Source organism: Kribbella sp. NPDC056951, from assembly GCF_042674205.1.
GTDB lineage: Bacteria > Actinomycetota > Actinomycetes > Propionibacteriales > Kribbellaceae > Kribbella > Kribbella yunnanensis.
Window position 1 is genome coordinate 1,203,376 of the sequence record NZ_JBHUQZ010000001.1, and the last position, 19,245, is coordinate 1,222,620.

The 19,245-nt window shown below is 67.6% G+C and carries 19 protein-coding genes; 9 read left to right on the forward strand and 10 right to left on the reverse strand.

Going from position 1 to position 19,245, the window contains the following annotated elements; genetic code table 11:
* Positions 1 to 94 precede the first annotated feature (94 nt).
* Genes ACFTSF_RS05690 through ACFTSF_RS05700 form a run of 3 tightly spaced genes read right to left on the reverse strand, consistent with a single transcriptional unit; the run spans position 95 to position 3,262 of the window.
* Positions 95 to 976, reverse strand: a complete 882-nt coding sequence (locus ACFTSF_RS05690) for a S1 family peptidase (RefSeq protein ID WP_380152669.1) — start codon at positions 974 to 976, stop codon at positions 95 to 97.
* Between the two features lie 55 nt (positions 977 to 1,031).
* Complete coding sequence (locus ACFTSF_RS05695) at positions 1,032 to 2,660, reverse strand: alkaline phosphatase D family protein (protein ID WP_380152670.1); 1,629 nt, start codon at positions 2,658 to 2,660, stop codon at positions 1,032 to 1,034.
* Positions 2,661 to 2,677: 17 nt separating this feature from the next.
* Positions 2,678 to 3,262: a TetR/AcrR family transcriptional regulator gene (locus ACFTSF_RS05700; RefSeq protein WP_132409194.1), complete on the reverse strand. Its 585-nt coding sequence runs from the start codon at positions 3,260 to 3,262 to the stop codon at positions 2,678 to 2,680.
* 85 nt (positions 3,263 to 3,347) lie between these two features.
* Here ACFTSF_RS05700 and ACFTSF_RS05705 point away from each other — a divergent pair, with 85 nt between their 5' ends.
* On the forward strand, positions 3,348 to 4,499 hold the full coding sequence (locus tag ACFTSF_RS05705) for an acyl-CoA dehydrogenase family protein (protein ID WP_380152671.1): 1,152 nt from the start codon (positions 3,348 to 3,350) through the stop codon (positions 4,497 to 4,499).
* Positions 4,496 to 5,263, forward strand: coding sequence for an SDR family NAD(P)-dependent oxidoreductase (locus tag ACFTSF_RS05710; protein ID WP_380152672.1), 768 nt, complete (start codon positions 4,496 to 4,498; stop codon positions 5,261 to 5,263). The genes ACFTSF_RS05705 and ACFTSF_RS05710 overlap by 4 nt, the downstream gene beginning before the upstream one ends.
* Positions 5,264 to 5,299: 36 nt before the next feature.
* Here ACFTSF_RS05710 and dgoD read toward each other — a convergent pair whose 3' ends face one another.
* On the reverse strand, positions 5,300 to 6,445 hold the full coding sequence (dgoD, locus tag ACFTSF_RS05715; RefSeq protein WP_380152673.1) for a galactonate dehydratase: 1,146 nt from the start codon (positions 6,443 to 6,445) through the stop codon (positions 5,300 to 5,302).
* Positions 6,442 to 7,692: an ROK family protein gene (locus ACFTSF_RS05720; protein ID WP_380152674.1), complete on the reverse strand. Its 1,251-nt coding sequence runs from the start codon at positions 7,690 to 7,692 to the stop codon at positions 6,442 to 6,444. Before ACFTSF_RS05720 ends, dgoD begins: the two co-directional genes overlap by 4 nt.
* A 99-nt stretch (positions 7,693 to 7,791) precedes the next feature.
* Between ACFTSF_RS05720 and ACFTSF_RS05725 the strand changes: the two genes are divergently transcribed.
* From ACFTSF_RS05725 to ACFTSF_RS05745, 5 genes are read left to right on the forward strand one after another with little or no spacing between them, the layout of a single operon-like run.
* Positions 7,792 to 8,574 (forward strand): NAD-dependent epimerase/dehydratase family protein, encoded by a 783-nt coding sequence (locus tag ACFTSF_RS05725; RefSeq protein ID WP_380152675.1) that lies wholly within the window; start codon positions 7,792 to 7,794, stop codon positions 8,572 to 8,574.
* Positions 8,575 to 8,584: 10 nt separating this feature from the next.
* The gene (locus ACFTSF_RS05730; protein WP_380152676.1) at positions 8,585 to 9,949 is read left to right on the forward strand and encodes an extracellular solute-binding protein; all 1,365 of its coding nucleotides are present in this window, start codon (positions 8,585 to 8,587) and stop codon (positions 9,947 to 9,949) included.
* Positions 9,946 to 10,854: a carbohydrate ABC transporter permease gene (locus ACFTSF_RS05735; protein ID WP_380152677.1), complete on the forward strand. Its 909-nt coding sequence runs from the start codon at positions 9,946 to 9,948 to the stop codon at positions 10,852 to 10,854. Before ACFTSF_RS05730 ends, ACFTSF_RS05735 begins: the two co-directional genes overlap by 4 nt.
* Positions 10,851 to 11,675 carry a carbohydrate ABC transporter permease gene (locus ACFTSF_RS05740; RefSeq protein ID WP_344159710.1) on the forward strand — a complete coding sequence of 275 codons (825 nt, stop codon included), beginning with the start codon at positions 10,851 to 10,853 and terminating at the stop codon, positions 11,673 to 11,675. Before ACFTSF_RS05735 ends, ACFTSF_RS05740 begins: the two co-directional genes overlap by 4 nt.
* Before the next feature lie 11 nt (positions 11,676 to 11,686).
* Positions 11,687 to 12,571 (forward strand): family 16 glycosylhydrolase, encoded by an 885-nt coding sequence (locus tag ACFTSF_RS05745; RefSeq protein ID WP_380152678.1) that lies wholly within the window; start codon positions 11,687 to 11,689, stop codon positions 12,569 to 12,571.
* Here ACFTSF_RS05745 and ACFTSF_RS05750 read toward each other — a convergent pair whose 3' ends face one another.
* The 5 genes from ACFTSF_RS05750 to ACFTSF_RS05770 all read right to left on the reverse strand — a co-directional run bounded on the left by ACFTSF_RS05750 (position 12,572) and on the right by ACFTSF_RS05770 (position 16,506).
* The gene (locus ACFTSF_RS05750) at positions 12,572 to 13,573 is read right to left on the reverse strand and encodes a hypothetical protein (RefSeq protein ID WP_380152679.1); all 1,002 of its coding nucleotides are present in this window, start codon (positions 13,571 to 13,573) and stop codon (positions 12,572 to 12,574) included.
* Positions 13,573 to 14,061, reverse strand: coding sequence for a SigE family RNA polymerase sigma factor (locus tag ACFTSF_RS05755; RefSeq protein WP_344159719.1), 489 nt, complete (start codon positions 14,059 to 14,061; stop codon positions 13,573 to 13,575). The genes ACFTSF_RS05750 and ACFTSF_RS05755 overlap by 1 nt, the downstream gene beginning before the upstream one ends.
* 78 nt (positions 14,062 to 14,139) lie before the next feature.
* Positions 14,140 to 14,487 carry a hypothetical protein gene (locus ACFTSF_RS05760; RefSeq protein WP_380152681.1) on the reverse strand — a complete coding sequence of 116 codons (348 nt, stop codon included), beginning with the start codon at positions 14,485 to 14,487 and terminating at the stop codon, positions 14,140 to 14,142.
* 50 nt (positions 14,488 to 14,537) lie between these two features.
* Entirely contained in the window at positions 14,538 to 15,176 is a 639-nt protein-coding gene (locus tag ACFTSF_RS05765) for a nucleotidyltransferase family protein (protein ID WP_380152682.1), read from the reverse strand.
* Between the two features lie 109 nt (positions 15,177 to 15,285).
* Complete coding sequence (locus tag ACFTSF_RS05770) at positions 15,286 to 16,506, reverse strand: DUF4032 domain-containing protein (protein WP_380152683.1); 1,221 nt, start codon at positions 16,504 to 16,506, stop codon at positions 15,286 to 15,288.
* A 97-nt stretch (positions 16,507 to 16,603) separates the two neighbouring features.
* On the opposite strand from ACFTSF_RS05770, the gene ACFTSF_RS05775 reads away from it, so the two are divergent.
* Positions 16,604 to 17,596 (forward strand): LacI family DNA-binding transcriptional regulator, encoded by a 993-nt coding sequence (locus ACFTSF_RS05775; RefSeq protein ID WP_380152684.1) that lies wholly within the window; start codon positions 16,604 to 16,606, stop codon positions 17,594 to 17,596.
* A 157-nt stretch (positions 17,597 to 17,753) separates the two neighbouring features.
* A complete protein-coding gene (locus ACFTSF_RS05780) occupies positions 17,754 to 19,118 on the forward strand; it encodes an ABC transporter substrate-binding protein (RefSeq protein ID WP_380152685.1) in 1,365 nt (454 codons plus the stop codon).
* Positions 19,119 to 19,245: the final 127 nt, after the last annotated feature.

The window sequence follows — 19,245 nt, forward strand, 5'->3', positions numbered from 1 at the left end:
GACTTCAACCGTGAGCACTCCTACCCGCAATCACCGCAGGGTATTCAACTGGATCCGGAGCGTGAGGGATTTCCCGCACGCTCCGGCCAAAAAATCAGTACACGACGACGCCGTACGCCTTGAGGGCTTCGGTGACCGGCTGGAAGTAGGTCACGCCACCCGGTGTCTTACAGTCACCGGTTCCACCCGACGTCAGGCCGTAGGCGCTGCGCCCGCTGAACAGCGGACCACCGGAGTCGCCCGGCTCGGCGCAGACGCTGGTCCGGATCAGTCCGGTGATCCGACCGTCGCCGTAGTTCACGGTCGCGTTCAGACCGCGCACCCGACCGCTGTGCAGACCGCTCGTCACACCAGACCGGTACACGTAGGTCCCGAACGCCGGCGTCGTCGCACGCGTGATGTCCTGCGACTTCCCGTTGTACAGGTACACGCTGCCACCCGGCTTCTTGATGCCCACCGGGTAGTTCACCAGCGCGTAGTCGTTGTACGGGTAGCTCGAGTGCTGCAGCGTGCCGAGCTTCACCCGGTGGTCCGGGTCGGCGTACCAGGTCGAGGCCTCGTTGCCGCAGTGTCCCGCGGTCAGGAACGAGTACCGCCCCTTGCGGTACACGTTGAAGCCGACCGAGCACTTGTACTCACCGCCGTACGTCCCCTCGCCGCCGGTCGCGTACTTCTGCAGCTTCCCGGGCAGCTTCTCGAGTTTCACGCCGTCCCCGAGACGGCGCGTCTTCGCAGTGAGCGCGGTCAGCTTGTCGCCGGTCACTGTCGAGTCGTAGGACACCAGAACGGTGCCGTCGGGTTCGGTCTGCCAGGCGGTACCCGGCGTGGTCACATCGCGCGCGAGCGCGGACGAAATGGCGGCTGCGGACAGCCGGGGCGGCTTCACTGGATCTGCCGCGGCCGGTACGACGGCGGTGGCGACGAGCGCAGTCGCGGCGAGGGCCACTGCACTCCGGCGGATGGTCGAAGATCTCATGCGATCAACCTCCCATGACGAGGGGCTCACCCAACCGGAGTGGCAACAACCGGACTCAAACGCTGGACAGAGGGTAACCCAGAGTGCGCGACAGTAGCTGTTCGTCACCAGCAAGCGAGGCGTGCGACACCTCAACCGCCCAACTCTCCCCAGACAACGTCACCGTCATCGCCCCGTTCTCGAACCACGGCCCATGCGCGAGCCGCCAGTCCGCCGCAACATCCCGTACGCCGGCCGACCGCGCGAGCCGATGCAGCAACCACGTCATCCACCGCGCATCCAGCAAATGATTCGCCCACCGCACATGCTTAGGCACCGGATTCCGGAACGGCGACATCGTCAACTGTCGGATCGCCGTCCCCGGATGCTCGACCTCCCGCAGTGAAGCCTCCGCGATGTAGCTGCAATGCACGTCACCCGACAGCATCAGAATCGACGCCGGCGGATCTTCACCACTCACCACTGCACTCAACAGCGACGTCACATCGTCGAACGACTTCCGGAACGACGCCCAGTGCTCCAGATCCATCCCCTGTCGAATCCGCTCACCCAGCAGCGCGCCCCGACGTCCCCACGCGCCAGACGAGATCGCCTCATCCCAGCCCTCCAAGTGATGCAGCCCTGGCGCCAGGAGGAACGGCAGCGTCGATGCCAGCAGCAGATGGTGAATCGGCCGCCCTGCCTCCAGCACCACCTTCCGCACCCACGCCCACTCGTGCGCGTCGACCATGGCTCGCTCACCCGGTTCCAGATGCCGCGAACACCGCGAGTCGATCGCCACCAGCCGCACCCCGCGCGCCGCCGTACCGAAGTCGCGATAGAAGCTCCAGCGCGTCGAGGCCGGGTCGTCGTCCGCAGCCCACGCAAAACTGTCCAGGTACGCCGACCGCTCCTCGTCATCGGTGAGTGTCAGCATGGCCCGGTACGTCGCGTCCTGCTCGAGCTGCTCCGGCGACAGGTTCCCCAGGTGCTGATAGACCCAGTACGACGCGTAGGCGCCGACCACGCGGTCCCGCCACCACGGTTGCGCGGTGACCCAGCGACGCCAGGTCAGCGAGGTGTTCCAGTCGTCGCGCAGGTCGTGGTCGTCGAGCAGCATGCACAGCGGCACGGTCGAGAACAGCCAGCGCACCGCCGGGTTCAGCCACGCGTCGTCGTACAGCCAGGTGTACTCCTCGAAGTTCCCGATCTCGTCGGCCACCTCGGACCCCTGCCGCCCGCCGTGCGCATCCCGCAGCCGTTGCCGGACGGCATCCGATGGCTCGTCGGCATACACCTGGTCCCCGAGCAGCAGTAGCGCGTCCGGCAACTCCTCAACACCAGCCAGCGCTACCAATGCATCCGGGCCGAACCGCTCGAAAGCCTCGGAGGAGAACGGCGCCGACCGCCGGCACGACCCGAACGTCATCCGGAAGGTACCGTCCGCCCGCGGAGTCCGGATCACACTGGGCGCAAACCCGTCGAGCGGCCAGACCGGCGTGCCATCCAGCCGAACGTCGTACGGCGTCGAGCTGTCCGGCGACAGTCCTTCGATCACCACCAGCGCGTAGTGATGCCCATGCACCGACCATGTCTGCGCGGTATGCCCGAGCACCTCCACCACACACGGCGAGGAGGTCTCCACCCAGACGGTCGCCCGCGTCTCATCGACGTACCGCAGCAACGGCCCCAGCCTGAGTTCCATGCGCAGAACCTACTGGCTCAATCCAAGCGGAGAGAATGCAGCACGAACGACGCCAACTCCCGGTAGGCCTCGGCGTCGTTCAGACCGGTACGGCGGGCGATGTCGCCGCGCTGGATGGCCTGCATGGTGTGCGCGATCATCTCGGCGGCGAACGCGATGTCGACCTGCCGGAAGGTCTTGCTGTTGATCCCGTCCTCGATCAGCGTCCGCACCCGATCGGCCGCGATCCGCGTGTTCCGCTCGTAGACCGAGCGGGCCGGCGCGAACGTCGCGACGTCGTCCAGGAACGTCCGGCTGGCCGGGCGGAGTGCGTCGGCGACGGCGTTCAGGTACGCCGCGATCCGGCGGTCGTGCCGGGTTTGCCGGGCGACCGCGGACTCGACCTGGGCGGTGGCGTTCTTGAAGTAGTGCTTGACCACCTCGACGGCGAGCTGTTCCTTGCTCGGCGCGAGCGCGTACAGGGTCGTCTTGCTGCAGCGCAGCTCGGCGGCGAGGTCGTCCAGGGTGAACCGGCTGAAGCCCTGTTCGAGGAACAGGGACAGGAGGCGGTCGAGCAGTTCGCTCTGCCTGCGAGTGCGGCGCCCCGGCACGACTGTCGTCATAACGAGACAGCATAGAACGATACTGAAGTATGGCCGCTAGTATCGTTCCTGGTATCATTTCAGCAGACCCGGGGAGGGGTGCCTGATGAGCGTCGATCGCCTGTTGCCGACCGAAGAATCCACTGACTTGCTCGCGCTCGTCCGCGACCTGTGTGAGCACGAGCTCGCGCCGTACGCCGCCAAGGCGGAGGAGGCCGAGTCGTTCCCGCGGGACGCGTTCCGCACGCTCGGCAAGGCCGGACTGCTCGGCCTGCCCTACCCGGAGCAGTACGGCGGCGCCGAGCAGCCGTACGAGGTCTACCTGCAGATGCTCGAGGAGATCGCGTCCGCCTGGATGTCGGTCGGGGTCGGCGTCTCCGTGCACACGATGACCAGCTACGCGATGGCCAACTTCGGGACCGACGAGCAGAAGCAGCGGCTCCTGCCCGGCATGGTCGGCGGCGAGCTGCTCGGCGCCTATGCGCTGTCCGAGCCGCAGGCCGGTTCCGACATCAGCGGGATGACGACCAAGGCGGTCCGCGACGGCGACTCCTACGTGCTCACCGGGACCAAGTCCTGGATCACCCACGGTTCGCACGCCGACTTCTACACGACCTTCGCCCGTACGTCGGCCGACCCGAAGCACGGTATTTCCGCCTTCCACGTGCCCGCGCCGGCCGAAGGACTGAGCTTCGGCGCGCCCGAGCGCAAGATGGGTCTGACCGGTTCGACGACGACCCTGGTCAACTTCGACCAGGTCCGGATCCCGGCCGAGAACCTGATCGGCGCCGAGGGCGACGGCATGCGAATCGCCCTGTCCGCCCTCGACTCCGGCCGGCTCGGGATCGCGGCGACCGCGATCGGGCTGGCTCAGGCCGCGCTCGAGGTCGCGGCGTCGTACGCGAAGGAGCGTCAGCAGTTCGGGCACGCGATCGCGGACTTCCAGGGCGTCCAGTTCCTGCTCGCCGACATGGCCGCCGCGGTCGAGTCCGGCCGAGCGACGTACCTGCAGGCCGCGCGCCGCCGCGACCTCGGCCGCCCGTTCACCCAGCAGGCCGCGATCGCCAAGCTGGTCTGCACCGACGCCGCGATGAAGGTTACGACCGACGCCGTCCAGGTCCTCGGCGGCTACGGTTACACGCGGGAGTTCCCGGCCGAGCGCTACATGCGCGAGGCGAAGGTGACCCAGATCTTCGAAGGCACCAACCAGATCCAGCGGCTCGTCATCAGCCGCGACCTGCTGAGGAGCGTTTCATGAAGTTCAGTCCGTCCGATGTCGCCCTCGTCACCGGCGGCGGTTCCGGCCTCGGTGAAGCGACGGTACGGCGGTTGGCCGCGGACGGGCTCGGGGTAGTCATCGTCGACCTCCCGTCGTCAGCCGGCAAGGCGGTCGCCGACGAGCTCGGCGACCGCGTGGTCTTCGCGCCGGCCGACGTGACCGACGAGGCCGCGGTGACCGCCGCCCTCGACGCCGCCGCCGACCTCGGCAACCTCCGTGTCGTCGTCACGTGCGCCGGTATCGCCACGCCCGGCCGCGTCGTCGGCCGCAAGGGACCGTTGCCGCTGGCAACCTTCCGCCAGGTCATCGAGGTCAACCTGATCGGCACCTTCAACGTCCTCCGCCTGGCCGCCGAGCGAATGATCGCGCTCGACCCCACCGACGACGGCGACCGCGGTGTCGTCGTGATGACCGCCTCGATTGCCGCGTACGACGGTCAGGTCGGCCAAGCGGCGTACGCAGCCAGCAAGGGCGGCATCGTCGGCCTCACCCTGACCGCCGCCCGAGACCTTGCCGACAAGGGCATCCGCGTCGTCACCGTTGCCCCCGGAACCATGGAAACCCCCATGCTTGCCGGCCTCCCGGAGGAGACCCGCCAGGTCCTGGAGCAGCAGGTCCCGCACCCGTCGCGTCTCGGCCGCCCGTCGGAGTACGCCGCCCTCGTCGCCCACATCCTCGACAACCAACTCCTCAACGGCGAAGTCATCCGCCTGGACGGCGCCCTCCGGATGCCGCCCAGGTGATGTGAGCGCCGCGCGCTCGCCACTCCGCGACCGCGCTCACCACTCGGCGAATGAGCCGTCGGCGTGCCTCAGCACCGGCGAGCGCCAACTGTGGCCTTCCGCGGCGGCGGCTCGGACTACCTCTTCGTTGACCTCGATGCCGAGTCCGGGTCCCGTGGGCCGCTCGACGTGTCCATCCGTGAACGCGAACACGTTGGGGTCCACCAGATAGTCGAGCAGCGCGTTGCCGCCGCCGTACTCGATGCCGAGGCTCTGCTCCTGGATGAGGAAGTTCGGGATGGCCAGGTCGATCTGCAGACTCGCGGCGAGCGTGATCGGACCCAGCGGACAGTGCGGCGCGACGGCCACGTCGTACGCCTCGGCCATTGCGGCGATCCGGCGCACCTCGGAGATCCCGCCCGCGTGCGAGATGTCCGGCTGGGCGACCGCGATACCGGTCGGCAACACATCGCGGAAATCCCACCGGGAGTAGAGCCGCTCACCGGTCGCGATCGGGATGCTGGTCGACTCGGTGACCCGGCGCAGGTCCCGCGCGAACTCGGGCAGCAACGGCTCCTCGACGAACATCGGCAACAGCGGCTCGAGCAACGGCAGGATCTGGCGCGTGGCCGCCGTACTGAATCGCCCGTGGAAATCGAGAGCGATGTCGATCCCGTCGCCCAACGCCGCCCGCAGCGCCTCGACACGACTCACCGCCGCGTGCAACTGCGCGGGTGACGGAATCGGCGGCAGCGCCTCGGACAGGTTGAGCTTGATGGCGGTGAACCCCTTGGCCACCTTGGCCTGAGCGTCCTCGACGAGCTGAGCGTTGTCGCGGCCGTGCACCCAGGTGTAGACGCGCACCCGCTCACGCACCGGACCACCGAGCAGCTCATGCACCGGGACCTCGTGGTACCTGCCTTTGATGTCCCACAACGCCTGGTCGATTCCCGCCAGCGCACTCGACAGCACCGGCCCGCCCCGATAGAAGCCGCCCTTCGCCATCACCTGCCAGTGCTCCTCGATCCGCAACGGATCCTGGCCGACGAGGTACTCCATCAAGGCCGTCACCGCACCCTGGACGGCCTCCGCACGCCCCTCGACGATCGGCTCGCCCCAGCCGCTGATCCCTTCGTCGGTGTCGATCCGCAGGAACTGCCACCGCGGTGCCACCAAGAAGGTCTCGTACCCGACGATCTTCACACTGCCTCACCCGCTGTTTGTTGATCCGGAGTTGCCAAGAGAGCGGAGACCAGCTGATCGGTCTGGCGCAGCACCAGGGCGGCCGCCCCGGATGCGCCGGCTCGAGCGCCCAGGTCGAGCTCAGCGGCGACGACCTCGACATCACGGGTGAGCGCCATCGCGGTCCGGCGCAGGGTGGCCCGGATCGGCTCGAGCACCAGCTCGCCGGCCCGGGCGAGCTCACCGCCGACGATGATCCGCTCCGGGTTGAGCAGGTTGCAGATGTTCGCCAGGACCCGCCCGGTCATCTCTCCGGCGGTACGCAGCACCTCCACCGTCTCCGGTTGGCCGTCCGCAGCGGCCGCGAGCAACTCGTCCAGCCCGGCGTCCTCGCCGAGCACCGGCGCCAGCGCGGCGAGCACGGCGTTCAACGACGCGAACTGCACCAGACAGCCGCGATTCCCGCAGGGACAGGGCGCACCGCCCGAATCCGCCGACAAGTGGCCGATCTCGCCGCCACCACCGCGCGCGCCACCCAGATGAAGGTTGCCGTCGACAAGTAATCCCGATCCGATCCCGGTGGACAGCCCGAGGTACAGCACGTCGCGCGCCGCCCGCCCAGCTCCCCAGGTGAACTCCGCGACCGCCTCCAGACGGGTGTTGTTCTCCACCAGCACCGGTACGTCGAGATGCCGCGCGAACTCGGCCGCGACATTGACCCCGGCCCAGGCCTGCCCGGGCAGCGACGGACCGACCACGCCGGTCTGCAGGTCGATCGGACCGGGGACACCGATCGCGACGCCGACCAGGCTGTCCCGATCGAGCCCTGCTTGAGTGAGCAGCTCGTCGAGCAGCGCGAGACCGGCGGTGAGCCGCTCCTGCCAGGGGGTGTCCCGAGCCGCGGTTGCGCCCTGGCTGGCGACCGTCGCACCGGACAGGTCGGTCAGATGGCACCAGACGCGTTCGAGGGTGAAGTCCAGGCCGCCGGCCGTTCCCGCGCGGGGGTTGGCCTGCAGGAAACCGCGCGCCCGCCCGTCCACCTCCGACGCGTCGATGCCGGCGCTGGCCACCTGGTCGCCGACCACCTCGATCACCACGCCGCCGGTGATCAGGTCGGCCACGATCGTCGACACGGTCGTCCGGGACAGGCCGCAGATGCGCGCCAGCTCGGCCCGGTGCAGCGCCCCGTGCTCCATCAGGGCGGACAGCATCCGCTCGGAGTTGGTACGCCGCAGCGCTCGCAGTGATCCCGTGTCCTTCGTAGCCACGAGGTCGATTATCGACGAAACGGCGGAGCGGCGTCAACAAAACTGACATTCTGTGTTCACACTCTTGACACAGATCGCGAGATGCTCGAACAATTTCGCATGGACGCAGCGAGGGACGACCGGATGCCGCTGGTGGTGGTCACCGGCGGGCTGGGGCGTGTGGCGACGGTGCTGCGGCCGTGGTTGCGCAAGCACTACCGGCTCCGCCTGGTCGACCGAGCCAGGCCGACCCATCCGCACGACGACGTGGTCCAGGCCGACATCGGCGATCCCGATGCGGCGTACCGGGCGTTTGCGGGAGCCGACGCGATCCTGCACCTGGCGGCGAACAGCAGCCCGTGGCAGACCTGGGACAGCGTGTACGCCGCCAACGTGCGCACGACTCAGGTCGTCCTCGAGGCCGCGGCGGCACACGCCGTACCGAAGCTGGTGCTGGCCAGCTCGCTGCACGTCATGGGGGAGTACAACCGGCCCACGCACTGGCCTGTCGATCCACGGCTCGATCCGCGCCCGTGCTGTCCGTACGGGCTCGGCAAGGTCGTGCTCGAGGCACTGGGCAGGACCGCTGCGGAGCGGACCGGCGCCTCCGTCACCTGTCTGCGGCTCGGCCTGACCGGCTGGCCGCTGACCGAGCGGCGTTACCTCGGCCAGTGGCTGTCCGACGACGACGCCGGCCGGCTCGTGCTCGCGGCCCTGCGATCCACCGAGCGGTACGGCGTGCACTTCGGCGTCTCCGCGAACACTCGCGCCCACTGGGACATCAGCTCGGCCCGGCACGAGCTGGGCTACCGCCCCGAAGACGACAGCGAAGTCCTCGCAGACCGGGCTGGCCCCTCCTCCGGCCCGGTCTGCCGGCTCTTCGATCCACAGATTTCAGACTGAGAGGTTGGTCATGACCACAGCGAACCCAGGGCTGTCCCGCCGCCGATTCCTGGCCCTGAGCGGTGCGGCCGCGGGCAGCGCACTGGCGGTCGGTTGCGCGCCGGCGTCCTCCACGAAGACCCCGGTCACCGGTGCGTCCGGCTCGGCCGCCAAGCAAGGGGTCGTGACGGTGATGTCCCAGGCGGGCGAGTTCGGCCCGAAGGAGGCCAAGGCGGCCGGGCAGGCGCTCGGCATCACGGTGAAGACGGTCGAGTACGACCTGACCAAACTGACCGCGATGCTTGCCAGCGGCAACCCACCGGACGTGGTCCGCGGGATGGGCGCGACCGACACCGCCTACCTGGCCGCCCGCCAAGTGGCCGAGGACCTCGATCCGTACTTCGCGAAGAGCACGCTGATCAAAGCCGACGACATCGACCCGGTGAACGACCTGTGGCGGTTCGACGGTCAGAAGCAGGGCACCGGACCGCGGTACGGGTTCGCGAAGGACTACTCGCAGGACGCCATGCTCTGGTACAACTCGGCGCTGTTCGACGCGGCCAAGGTCGCGCATCCTACGTCCGCCGAGCCGTTGTCGTTCGACGAGCTGCTCGACCTCGGCAAGCGGCTGACCAGACGCCAGGGCGCCAAGGTGAGCGCGTACGGGCTGAACGCGAACGGTCTGAGTGTGTTCATCACGCTCTGCGGGATGACGGCCTCGGCCGGCGGCAAGGTGCTCGCCGACGACCTCGCGTCCGTCGACCTGACCAGTCCGGAGGCGCTGCGCGCGATCACCTGGTACCTCGACTACGCCAAGGCCGGGATCGGTCCGACCGTGCTGAATCCCGATCCGAACGGGTGGGACGGTCCGACCTTCCAGGCCGGCCGGATGGCGATCGCGACCGACGGCTACTGGTTCGGCGGCCTGTTCGGCAGCGACGCGAAGAACGCGAAACTCGCCCACCTGCTGCCGGCGCCGCAGTTCGGCACCGAGCATCGGATCAGTCCCTGCTACGGCGCCACCGGGCTGTGGATGCCGAAGGCCGGCAAGAACAAGGACGCCGCCTGGCAGGTGATGGAGTGGTTCCTCGCCGGTGACCCCGCCAAGACCCGCGCGGCCGGCGGCTGGGGCATCCCGCCGCTCAAGTCGCTGCAGAAACTGATGCCGCAGACGCAGCCGTTCCAGAAGGAGGCGTACCAGGTCCAGATGGCCGAGCAGAAGTACTTCTCGGTGATGACCTTCACGCCGTACGTGCGACTGGACGCGATCGACGGCGTGATCAGCCGGGAACTGCCCAAGGCGATCAAGGGGACCGTCTCGCCGGCGCAATTCGCCGACAGCCTGAACGGCCAGATCAACGCGCAACTCGCGGATGGAAAGAAGCGCTTGCGGTGAGATCGTCGTACCGGAAGGCGCGAACGTTCTACCTGTTCGTCGCGCCCTGGGTCATCGGGTTCGTCGCGCTGACCGTGTTCCCCCTCGGCTATGCGTTCTGGCTCAGCCTGACCGACTCCGACGGTCTGTCGCCCAAGACCCACTTCGTCGGGTTCGAGAACTACGTCGAGATCTTCAACGACCCGCTGACGCTGAGCTCACTGGGCAAGACCGGTGTGTTCGCGCTCATCACCGTACCGCTGTCGATCTTCGCCGGCCTGCTGCTCGCGGTGCTGGTGAACCAGCCGATCCGGGCGAGAGGGCTGTACCGGGCGCTGATCTACCTGCCGGCCGTGGTCCCGCCGGTGGGCGCCGCGTTGACGTTCCGGCTGATCTTCGACCGGGATGCCGGGGCGGCGAACGGCATCCTGAGCACTGTCGGCGCGAATCCGATCACCTGGCTGGTGGATCCGAATGCCCGCTACGTCCTGTATGCGCTGGTGTTGTGGGGGTGCGGCGGATCGATGATCATCTCGCTGGCGGGGTTGCAGGACATCCCGCGGGAACTGCTCGAAGCGGCAAGGGTCGACGGGGCGTCGCCCTGGAAGTCCTTCACGCGGATCACCGTCCCACTGCTGTCCCCGGTGATCCTCTTCCAGGTGATCACCGGAGTGATCGGCTCACTGCAGTCGTTCGCGCCGTTGCTGCTGTCGTCGGGCTCGCTGAGCGGCGCCGGGACGGTTCCCCAGGGCAACTACATGTACATGATCCACGTGTTCGCGCAGTACTTCAGCGCGTCCCGGTTCGGCTATGCGTCGGCGATGCTGTGGATGCTGTTTGCGGTGATCCTGCTCGTCACGCTGCTGATCATCAAGGTGAGCGCCCGGACCGTCTTCTACACCGTCGAGCCGGAGGGGACGAAATGACCCGGACCTACCGGTGGGCACTGTCCATCACGGCGCTGGCCGTCGTCCTCGTGCTGATCAGCCCGATCTTCTGGCTGGTGTCGAGCTCGTTGAAGTCGCCGGCCGAGATGGCGTCGTTCCCGCCGACCTGGTGGCCGTCCGCACCGCGGTTCGAGAACTACACCGAGGCGGTCAACAGCGTGAACTTCCTCGGCGCCGCGCGGAACTCGCTGACCATCGCGTTCATCTCCACCACGCTGACGACGCTGAGCTCGGCCTGGGTCGGGTTCGGTTTCGCCCGGCTGACCGCGCCGGGCAAGAAGCAGCTGTTCGTCGTACTGCTGGCGACGATGATGCTGCCGGGGATCGTCACGCTGGTTCCGACGTACCTGATCTTCGCGAAGCTGCACCTGGTCAACACCTACTGGCCGTGGGTGGCCTGGGGGCTCGGCGGCAGCGCGTTCCTGATCTTCCTGTTCCGGCAGTTCTTCGCCGGTATCCCGCGGGAGATGGAGGAGGCCGCGATCGTCGACGGCTGCGGGTACGTCGGGATCTTCTGGCGGATCTTCCTGCCGCAGTCCTGGCCGGTGATCGCGGCCAGTGTGATCCTCTCCTTCACCCATGCCTGGGGTGACTTCGTCGGGCCGGCGATGTTCCTGAACCAGGACAGCACGACCCTCGCCGTGGCGATGGCCACCGGTTACGTCAACGACAAGGGCCTGCCGATGAACAACCTCGTCGCGGCCGGCGCCGTCCTGTACGTGCTGCCGGTGCTCGTCCTGTTCATGGTGATGCAGCGCCGTTTCGTCAGCGGTTTCGCGACTTCGGGAATCAAGGGATGAGGAGGCACCAGATGGGAACACGACTGCGCACCTGGTCGATCGGCGTGGCCGGTCTACTGCTCGCGGCCGGCTCACTCAGCGCGGCGGCCACGCCGACTCGGTTGCCGTCAGCAACTGACACGCCAGCGGCCACCGGCACCGCCCGGTACGGCGCGACTTGTTCGACGGCGACCTCGCCACCGGCCCGAGGGCTGCCACTGACCTGGCGTGACGAGTTCGGCGGCAGGTCCCTGGACACCCGTCGATGGAGCACGGTGATGGACTTCCCCGGCCGGGCGGGCGGTCACTACCACAACTCGTCGTACGGGAGTTATGCCGTCGACGAGAACATCGTCCTGCAGGGCGGCCTGTTGCGGCTGGTCGCCAACAACAAGCCGGTCACCGGTACCGACCCCGCCGGCACCTACCAGTACACAGAAGGCTTTATCTCGTCGCACGACAAGTTCTTCCAGTCCTACGGCTACTGGGAGATCTGCGCGAAGTTCCCGGCCGGCAAGGGCTTGTGGCCGGCCTTCTGGCTGATCCCGCAGGACCGCAGCTGGCCGCCGGAGATCGACGTGGCGGAGTGGTTCGCCGGCATGCCGAGCATGCACACCGGCCTGGCCTCCGGCACCTGGCCGGACGTCCGCTGGGACAGCAAGTGGACTGCCGGCACCGCGCCAACCACGGGGTGGCACAAGTACGGCGTCCTGTGGAAGCCCGGCCAACTCACCTTCTACACCGACGGCAAGCCGACCTACACGCTCACCGGCTCGCAAGTACCGAGCAAGGCCATGTACGTCGTACTGAACAGCGGAACGTGGGCGAACGCCGACCGCGGCGGCCCGCCCGACGCCACCACCCGCTTCCCGAACTCCTTCGACGTCGATTACGTCCGCGTCTACCGCACGAACTGACTAACGCTGAGGAGGAACGATCTTGAAGGGCGGGTCGTGCAGGCTGCTCGGATCGTAGTCGTCGTGTGGTCCGGTCCGGAGGATGTTCGTGCTGTCCGGGTACCCCGGGGCGCAGTTGTCGTAGACCAGGCGCATCGTCCACGACCTCGCCCCGGAGTGCAGCTTCACGACGTAGGTGCGTGGATCACGGTTCTGGCAGCCTTCGGCCGGTGGCGCCGACGGCTTGGCGAGATCCTTCAGTAGCGCTTTGCCGAGTTGGGCGGCCAGTCTGCCCGGGACTCGCGAGGATGCGATCAGGGAGCCACTGACGTACTCGCAGATCTCGGCGCCGGTGGCCGGTTCGGTGCGCATCTCGGTGGGGGTGCCGCTGTCGATCGGGGTGCAGCCGTAGGCGTCGGTTGCCCCGATCGGCCGGGCGGTGTCGATGATCCGCCGTCGCTGTGCCTCGTTCGGCGCCAGCACCGTCACCTTGGTGCCGCCGACGACCCGCGTCTCCTCGGACCAGCCGCCGTCGTACTGCTTGATCCCTGGCTCCTGGGCGTCGTCGAACCACACGTACGGCTGCCGACTCTTGAGGGGGTACACAGGGAAGTCGCAGGTGTAGTGGTCGCGCGGTAGCCATTCGGAGAACCGGCCGATCAGCGGCACGCCGGTCCGCATGAACCGGCAAGGGGCCGGGCCGGTGATGTAGTCCTCCCACGCCACCGGGACCTGGACCTGCGCGGTCTTGTACGACTCCCACCGCCAGCCCGGAGCCGCGGGGCCGACCTGGACCGGCGCCGGTAGGGGCTGTGGTGCGGGCGGCGGCTCGGTGCGGAGTGACTGGGTGACACTGAGGCCGGCAGCGATGGCCACGACCACCAGTACGGCGGCGCCGACCACTCGGCCGGTACGGCGGCGGCGGAGGCGGGTGTGGACCGTCGCCAGGAGGTCGTGGTCCGACGGGGCGTCGGCGGCGTGCCTGGTCAGGCTGTCTGCAATGCGCTGCTCGGATGCGTCCATCAGTTGTCGACCTCCTCGGAGACAGTGGCGCGCAGGGTGGCCAGCGCGCGGTGGATCTGGGAGCGGACTGTGGCGGGTGAGCAGTCGAGGATGACTGCGATGTCGCCGTCGGGTAGGTCTTCGTAGTACCGGAGCACCACGGCTGCTCGTTGCTTGGTGGGGAGGGTCGCGCACAGCGCCCAGATCGCGTCGGCGTCGGCGTGCGCAACCGCGTGATCCGGGGCGCTGCCAACCACCGCCTCTTCCGAGACCGTCTCCCGGCGGAAGAACTTCCGCCAGCGCGAGATATCGGCGTTCACGATCGAACGCCGTACATAGGCTTCCGGATCGCCGTCGCGGCTGATCCGCTTCCAACGCGGGTACGCCGAGATCAGCGCATCCTGCACGGCTTCTTCCGCGCGACTGTGGTCCCGCGTCACCAAGTACGCAAACCGCAACAAGGCCGCACCCCGCTGCGCAACCCAGTCATCGAACTCAGGCCCCTCCATCCAGCACCTCCCATCTGACTGCACGCAGGGCAGGCGCGGGATGTTGCATGGCCAGAGTGAGTTGTTCCGCCGAGCTCGTCAGCCAGCGGCACGTGCAGCGGCGATCAGCTGGTCCGCCTGCCGACCGGCGGTAGTCACATGCTGCCGGGATACCGTCCGTGGCTGGTATCCAGCCGGCGTCTTGAGCGCCAGGAGTCTGGCAAGAATCGTGCCCAGGGATTTGTCGACCTTGGACAGAAGTGCGACAGCCTCTTTGTGGTCCTCTCCCCGTGAGTACTCGCCCAATCGAGCGCAGCAGATCACGTCTGCGGACGCGATGCCGGCGTGGACGCACAGGGTTACGTACGCATTGTTGATCGTGTCCTCGGCCGGGTCTCCGGTGAACTCCTCAATGAGTCCTGCTGCCGTGTGGAACTGCTCGGCCACGTGCATTCGGCCACGCCGATCGGCGGCGCTGCATCGATTTGTGCGTCCGCTCATCCTGCGGTCCCGCCGTGGTGCAACGCCTTCACGAGCCACACCTTGTCGCCGACCAACGGGATACCTTCCCTTCGGACGTTGGCGAGCGCGTCGATGTCCCCCGCGACCCGGACCTCTGACTCACGGAGGTGGAGCACGTTGGACGAATTCCCGGTCCACCGTGAGACGTGATATTCCAGCGCCAGGACGCGTTCGTCCCAGGCCTCGTCGGTGATGTCCCTGAAGAGTGCGTCGTCGGATCGCACCAGGAAGATGTCTACGTCGCTGCCTGGGCGCATGTCGTTGCGGGCTGCCGAGCCGAACAAGGCCGCGTAGACCAAGTCCGGCCACGAACCCAAGGTCGACGTGAGTTGCCCGAGGAAACGCTCGCGTGTCGTGGAGATCTCCTGGAGAGGTCCGGCCAGGAGATGCTCCTGATTGAGGCGGTACCGGTACATCGACGCAACGCGCTCCTCGTCGAGGATGCCATCCGCCGCCAGCCGGGCGAGGGCTCGACGCACCTGGTCCCGGCTGCTGATGCCCGACAGCTCCCACACCTGAGCAATACCGAACCAGGTATCCGCGCGAGCGAGCACCTGCAGGATTCGCCCGTCCGCGGCTGTGTGGATGACGCCGAACGGATCTTGTAGGAGCATGCGGCCACCTTCCTCAGGTGCCAAAATTCTGGCAGATCTGCCTGATATATGGCAAGCCTGCCAGATATCAGGCAGGGCGGCCGCTCCCGAGCATGCTGCTGGTAGACGCTTAGGGATTGTCCGGTGCGGTCGGTAGGGCGAGCTTCTCGTCGGGCTTGGAGCTCAGGACGTCCTCGACGTATGAGCGGGCGGCTTCCATCGTGTCGACCTCGTGGCCGGCTTCCTCGGAGAGGAACCAGCGGTGTTCGAGGACCTCGTGGAAGACCTCGGCGGGCTCGAGTTTGCGCTTCAGGTCGCGCGGTACCAGGCGGACGACCGGTTCGAAGACGTCGGTGAGCCACTCGTGGGCGACGATCTCCTCGTCCTCGTTCTGCTGGTCGGTGGAGGCGGCGTACGAGTCGAGGTCGTTGAGTAGGCGGCGGGCCTGGTTCTCTTCGACGTCGAGGCCGGTGAGCCGGATCAGGCGGCGGGTATGGTGGCCGGCGTCCACGACCTTCGGCTGGATGCGGACCTGGCTGCCGTCCCAGTCGGTGATGATGTCGATCTCGGCGACGTCGAAGCCGAGCTCGTTGAGCCGCCGGATCCGCGAGTCCAGCCGGTGCATCTCGTCGGTGGCGAACTCCTCGGGGGCGGTCAGCTCCGCCCAGAGCGCCTCGTACCGGTCCTGGATCGTCTGCACGATCTCCTGCGGGTCGAGCGACTCGTCGAGCAGACCGCCCTCCTGCAGGTCGAGCAGCTCGCCGAACAGGTTGATCTCGGCGGTGTAGAGGTCGTGTGCGCGCTGACCGCTGGAGATCTCCTGGTGCAGCTCACCGGTCTCGGCGTCCACCAGGTACGCCGCGAACGCGCCCGCGTCCCGGCGGAACAGTGTGTTGGACAGCGAGCAGTCGCCCCAGAAGAAGCCGAGCAGGTGCAGTCGGACGATCAGCGCGACCAGGGCGTCGATCAGCCGGTTCACGGTGTCCGGACGCAGCGTGCTGGAGAACAGAGCGCGGTACGGGAGTGAGAACTGCAGGTGCCGGGTGATCAGGATCGAGTCGATCGGCTCGCCATCGCGGTCCACCCGGTCGGTGATGACGCCGACCGGCTCGACCGAGGGCGACTCGAGGCGCTCCAGGTCGCGGAGCAGCCGGTACTCGTGCAGGGCGAGGTGCTCGAGCACCTCCTTGATCGCATAGACCGTGCCGTTGACCCGGACGAACCGGACCACGTGCCGCGAGATACCGCGGGGCAGCGCGACCAGCTGCTCCTCGGGCCAGTCCTCCAGCGGGACGTCCCACGGGAGTGACAGCAGACCGGTGTCCGGACGGGTGGCGACGAAGCGAGGCACGAGCCCAGTCTGTCAGCAACCTGACCTCTCAGACAGTCGGTTCCATCGAGCGCAAGTCGTTGCAAGAAATTGCGTGATCGGGCGTAGAGTTTGCGTCATGACACGACGACTTGCAGAGGTGGCCAAGAAGGTCGGCGTCAGCGAGGCCACCGTGAGCCGGGTGCTGAACGGCAAGCCCGGAGTGTCCGAGGCGACCCGGGAAGCGGTGCTCACGGCGCTCGACGTACTGGGTTATGAGCGTCCGACCCAGCTGCGCGGCGACCGGGCCCGGCTGGTCGGGCTGGTCTTGCCGGAGTTGCAGAATCCGATCTTCCCGGCGTTCGCCGAGGTCGTCGGGGGAGCGTTGGCGCAGCAAGGTTTCACGTCCTTGCTCTGCACCCGGACGGTCGGTGGCGTGTCCGAGGCGGACTACGTCGACCTGCTCCTGCAGCAGCAGGTCTCGGGGGTGGTATTCGCCGGAGGGTTCTACTCGCAGGCGGACGCGCCGCACGGTCATTACGAGCTGATCCAGGAGCGGAAGCTGCCGACCGTCCTGGTGAACGCAGCGGTCGACCACCTCGGCTTCCCGCAGGTCTCGACCGACGACACGGTCGCCGCGGAGATGGCGATCGGACACCTGCGCACGCTGGGACATCAGCGGATCGGCATGGTTCTCGGCCCGCGTGACCACATCCCGTCGCGGCGCAAGCTGGCCGCGTTCCTCGCCTCCGAGGAGGCGGATCCGAAGCTGGTCGAGCACACGATGTTCTCGCTCGAGGGTGGTCATGCCGCGGGCAGCCGGCTGGTCGCGGCCGGCGTCACCGGCATCGTCTGCGCCAGCGACATCCTCGCGCTCGGCGTCATCCGCGCCGTACGGCGGGCCGGTCTCGACGTACCCGGCGATGTCTCGGTGATCGGGTACGACGACTCCGCGATGATGAACTGCACCGACCCGCCACTGACCACCGTCCGGCAGCCCATCGACGCGATGGGCCGGGCGGCCGTCGAGATGCTGATGGCGCTGATCGAGCGAGCCGCCGTCGCGGCCGACGAACTCCTCTTCGAGCCGGAGCTCGTCGTACGGGCTTCCACTGCCCGCGCCCGCACCTAGCTCTCACTACCTGTAGCGCCCCGTTCACCCCAGGTGGACGGGGCGTTCGCACGTCCAGGCGCACTCTAGTCACGTTTTTGCAATCTTCTCTTGAAGTATTGCGTTCATGTGTCGACAACCCTACGGTGTGGCGCAGAGTCGAGGGAGAGGGTTCAACATGACGACAAGGCGCCGCGGGCTCAGCCTGCTGCTGGTAGCGGGACTCGGGCTGGGGGCCGTGTCCTGCGGCTCGGGGGACGACAAGCCGGGGGCTCAGGGCTCCGGCGGACCGGTCACGATCACGGTCGGCTGTCAGCCGCCGAAGAGCAATCCGAAGGAGCGGGAGGGCTGGGACGCCGACGTCGCCGCGTTCCAGAAACTGCACCCGAACATCACCATCGAGAGCAAGGACGCGTTCCCCTGCATCAACCCGGACACCTTCCAGGCGAAGCTGGCCGGCGGCACCCAGGAGGACGTGTTCTACGTCTACTACACCGACGTGCAGAAGATCATCAAGGCCCGTCAGGCCGCCGACATCAGCCAGTACGTCGGGGACGTCAAAGCCGCCAAGGAGTTGCGCCCCGATGTCCAGGGTGTCTTCAAATCCGAGGACAAGACCTACGGACTGCCGCGCAACAACTACAACATGGGCCTGGTCTACAACCGCAAGCTGTTCACCCAGGCCGGGCTCGACCCGGACAGCCCGCCGAAGACGTGGGCCGACGTACAGGCCGCGGCCAAGAAGATCGCCGGTCTCGGCGCCGGGTACGTCGGCTTCGGTGAGTACTCCGCAGGCAACACCGGCGGCTGGCACTTCGCCGCGTCGCTGTACGCCCGCGGCGGCTCGATGGTCGGCGACGACGGCAAGACCGCCGCGTTCAACAGCCCCGAGGGCAAGGCGGTTCTCGAGAACCTGAAGACGATGCGCTGGAACGACAACTCCATGGGCAGCAAGCAGTTGCTGCAATGGGAGGACCTGATGCGCATGATGGGTTCGGGCAAGCTCGGCATGATGATCGGCGCACCGGACGTCGTGCAGTCGGTGAACAACGACTTCCAGGGCAAGTTCGAGGACTACGGAGTGACCGCCGTACCGGAGTCCGAGGGCAAGTCGTCGCTGAGCGGTGGTGACGGCTACATGTTCAACCCGAAGGCGTCGCCGGAGAAGATCAAGGCCGGTCTGCTCTGGCTCGAGTTCCACGAACTCACGCCGGGTCAGGGCCAGTTCAACTACGCCCGTGCCAAGGAACAGGGCCGCCCGGTCGGTCTGCCGATCCCGGACCTGTACGGCGACTCGGCCGCCGGGAAGGAAATCGTTGCCCTGCGCAAGCAGTTCGCCACGGTCCCGGTCGACCACTTCACGCCGTACATGACCGCGCAGTCCACGATCACCAACAAACTCGAGCCGCCGAAGGCCCAGGAGCTGTACGCCGTCCTCGACGTCGCGATGTCCGCCGTACTGACTCGTCAGGACGCTGATATCGACAAGCTGCTCAGCGACGCCGAGTCCAAGGCCAACAAGATCCTGGCGAAGAACACGTAATGACTGTCACCCAAGAGCGGGTACGCCGTCCTCAGCCTCTGAGGGCGGCGGGCCCGCGCCCTGATGACCACGGTGCCCTGAAACGAAGCATCGGGCGGAACCTCACGGCGTACGGGTTTCTCTGCGG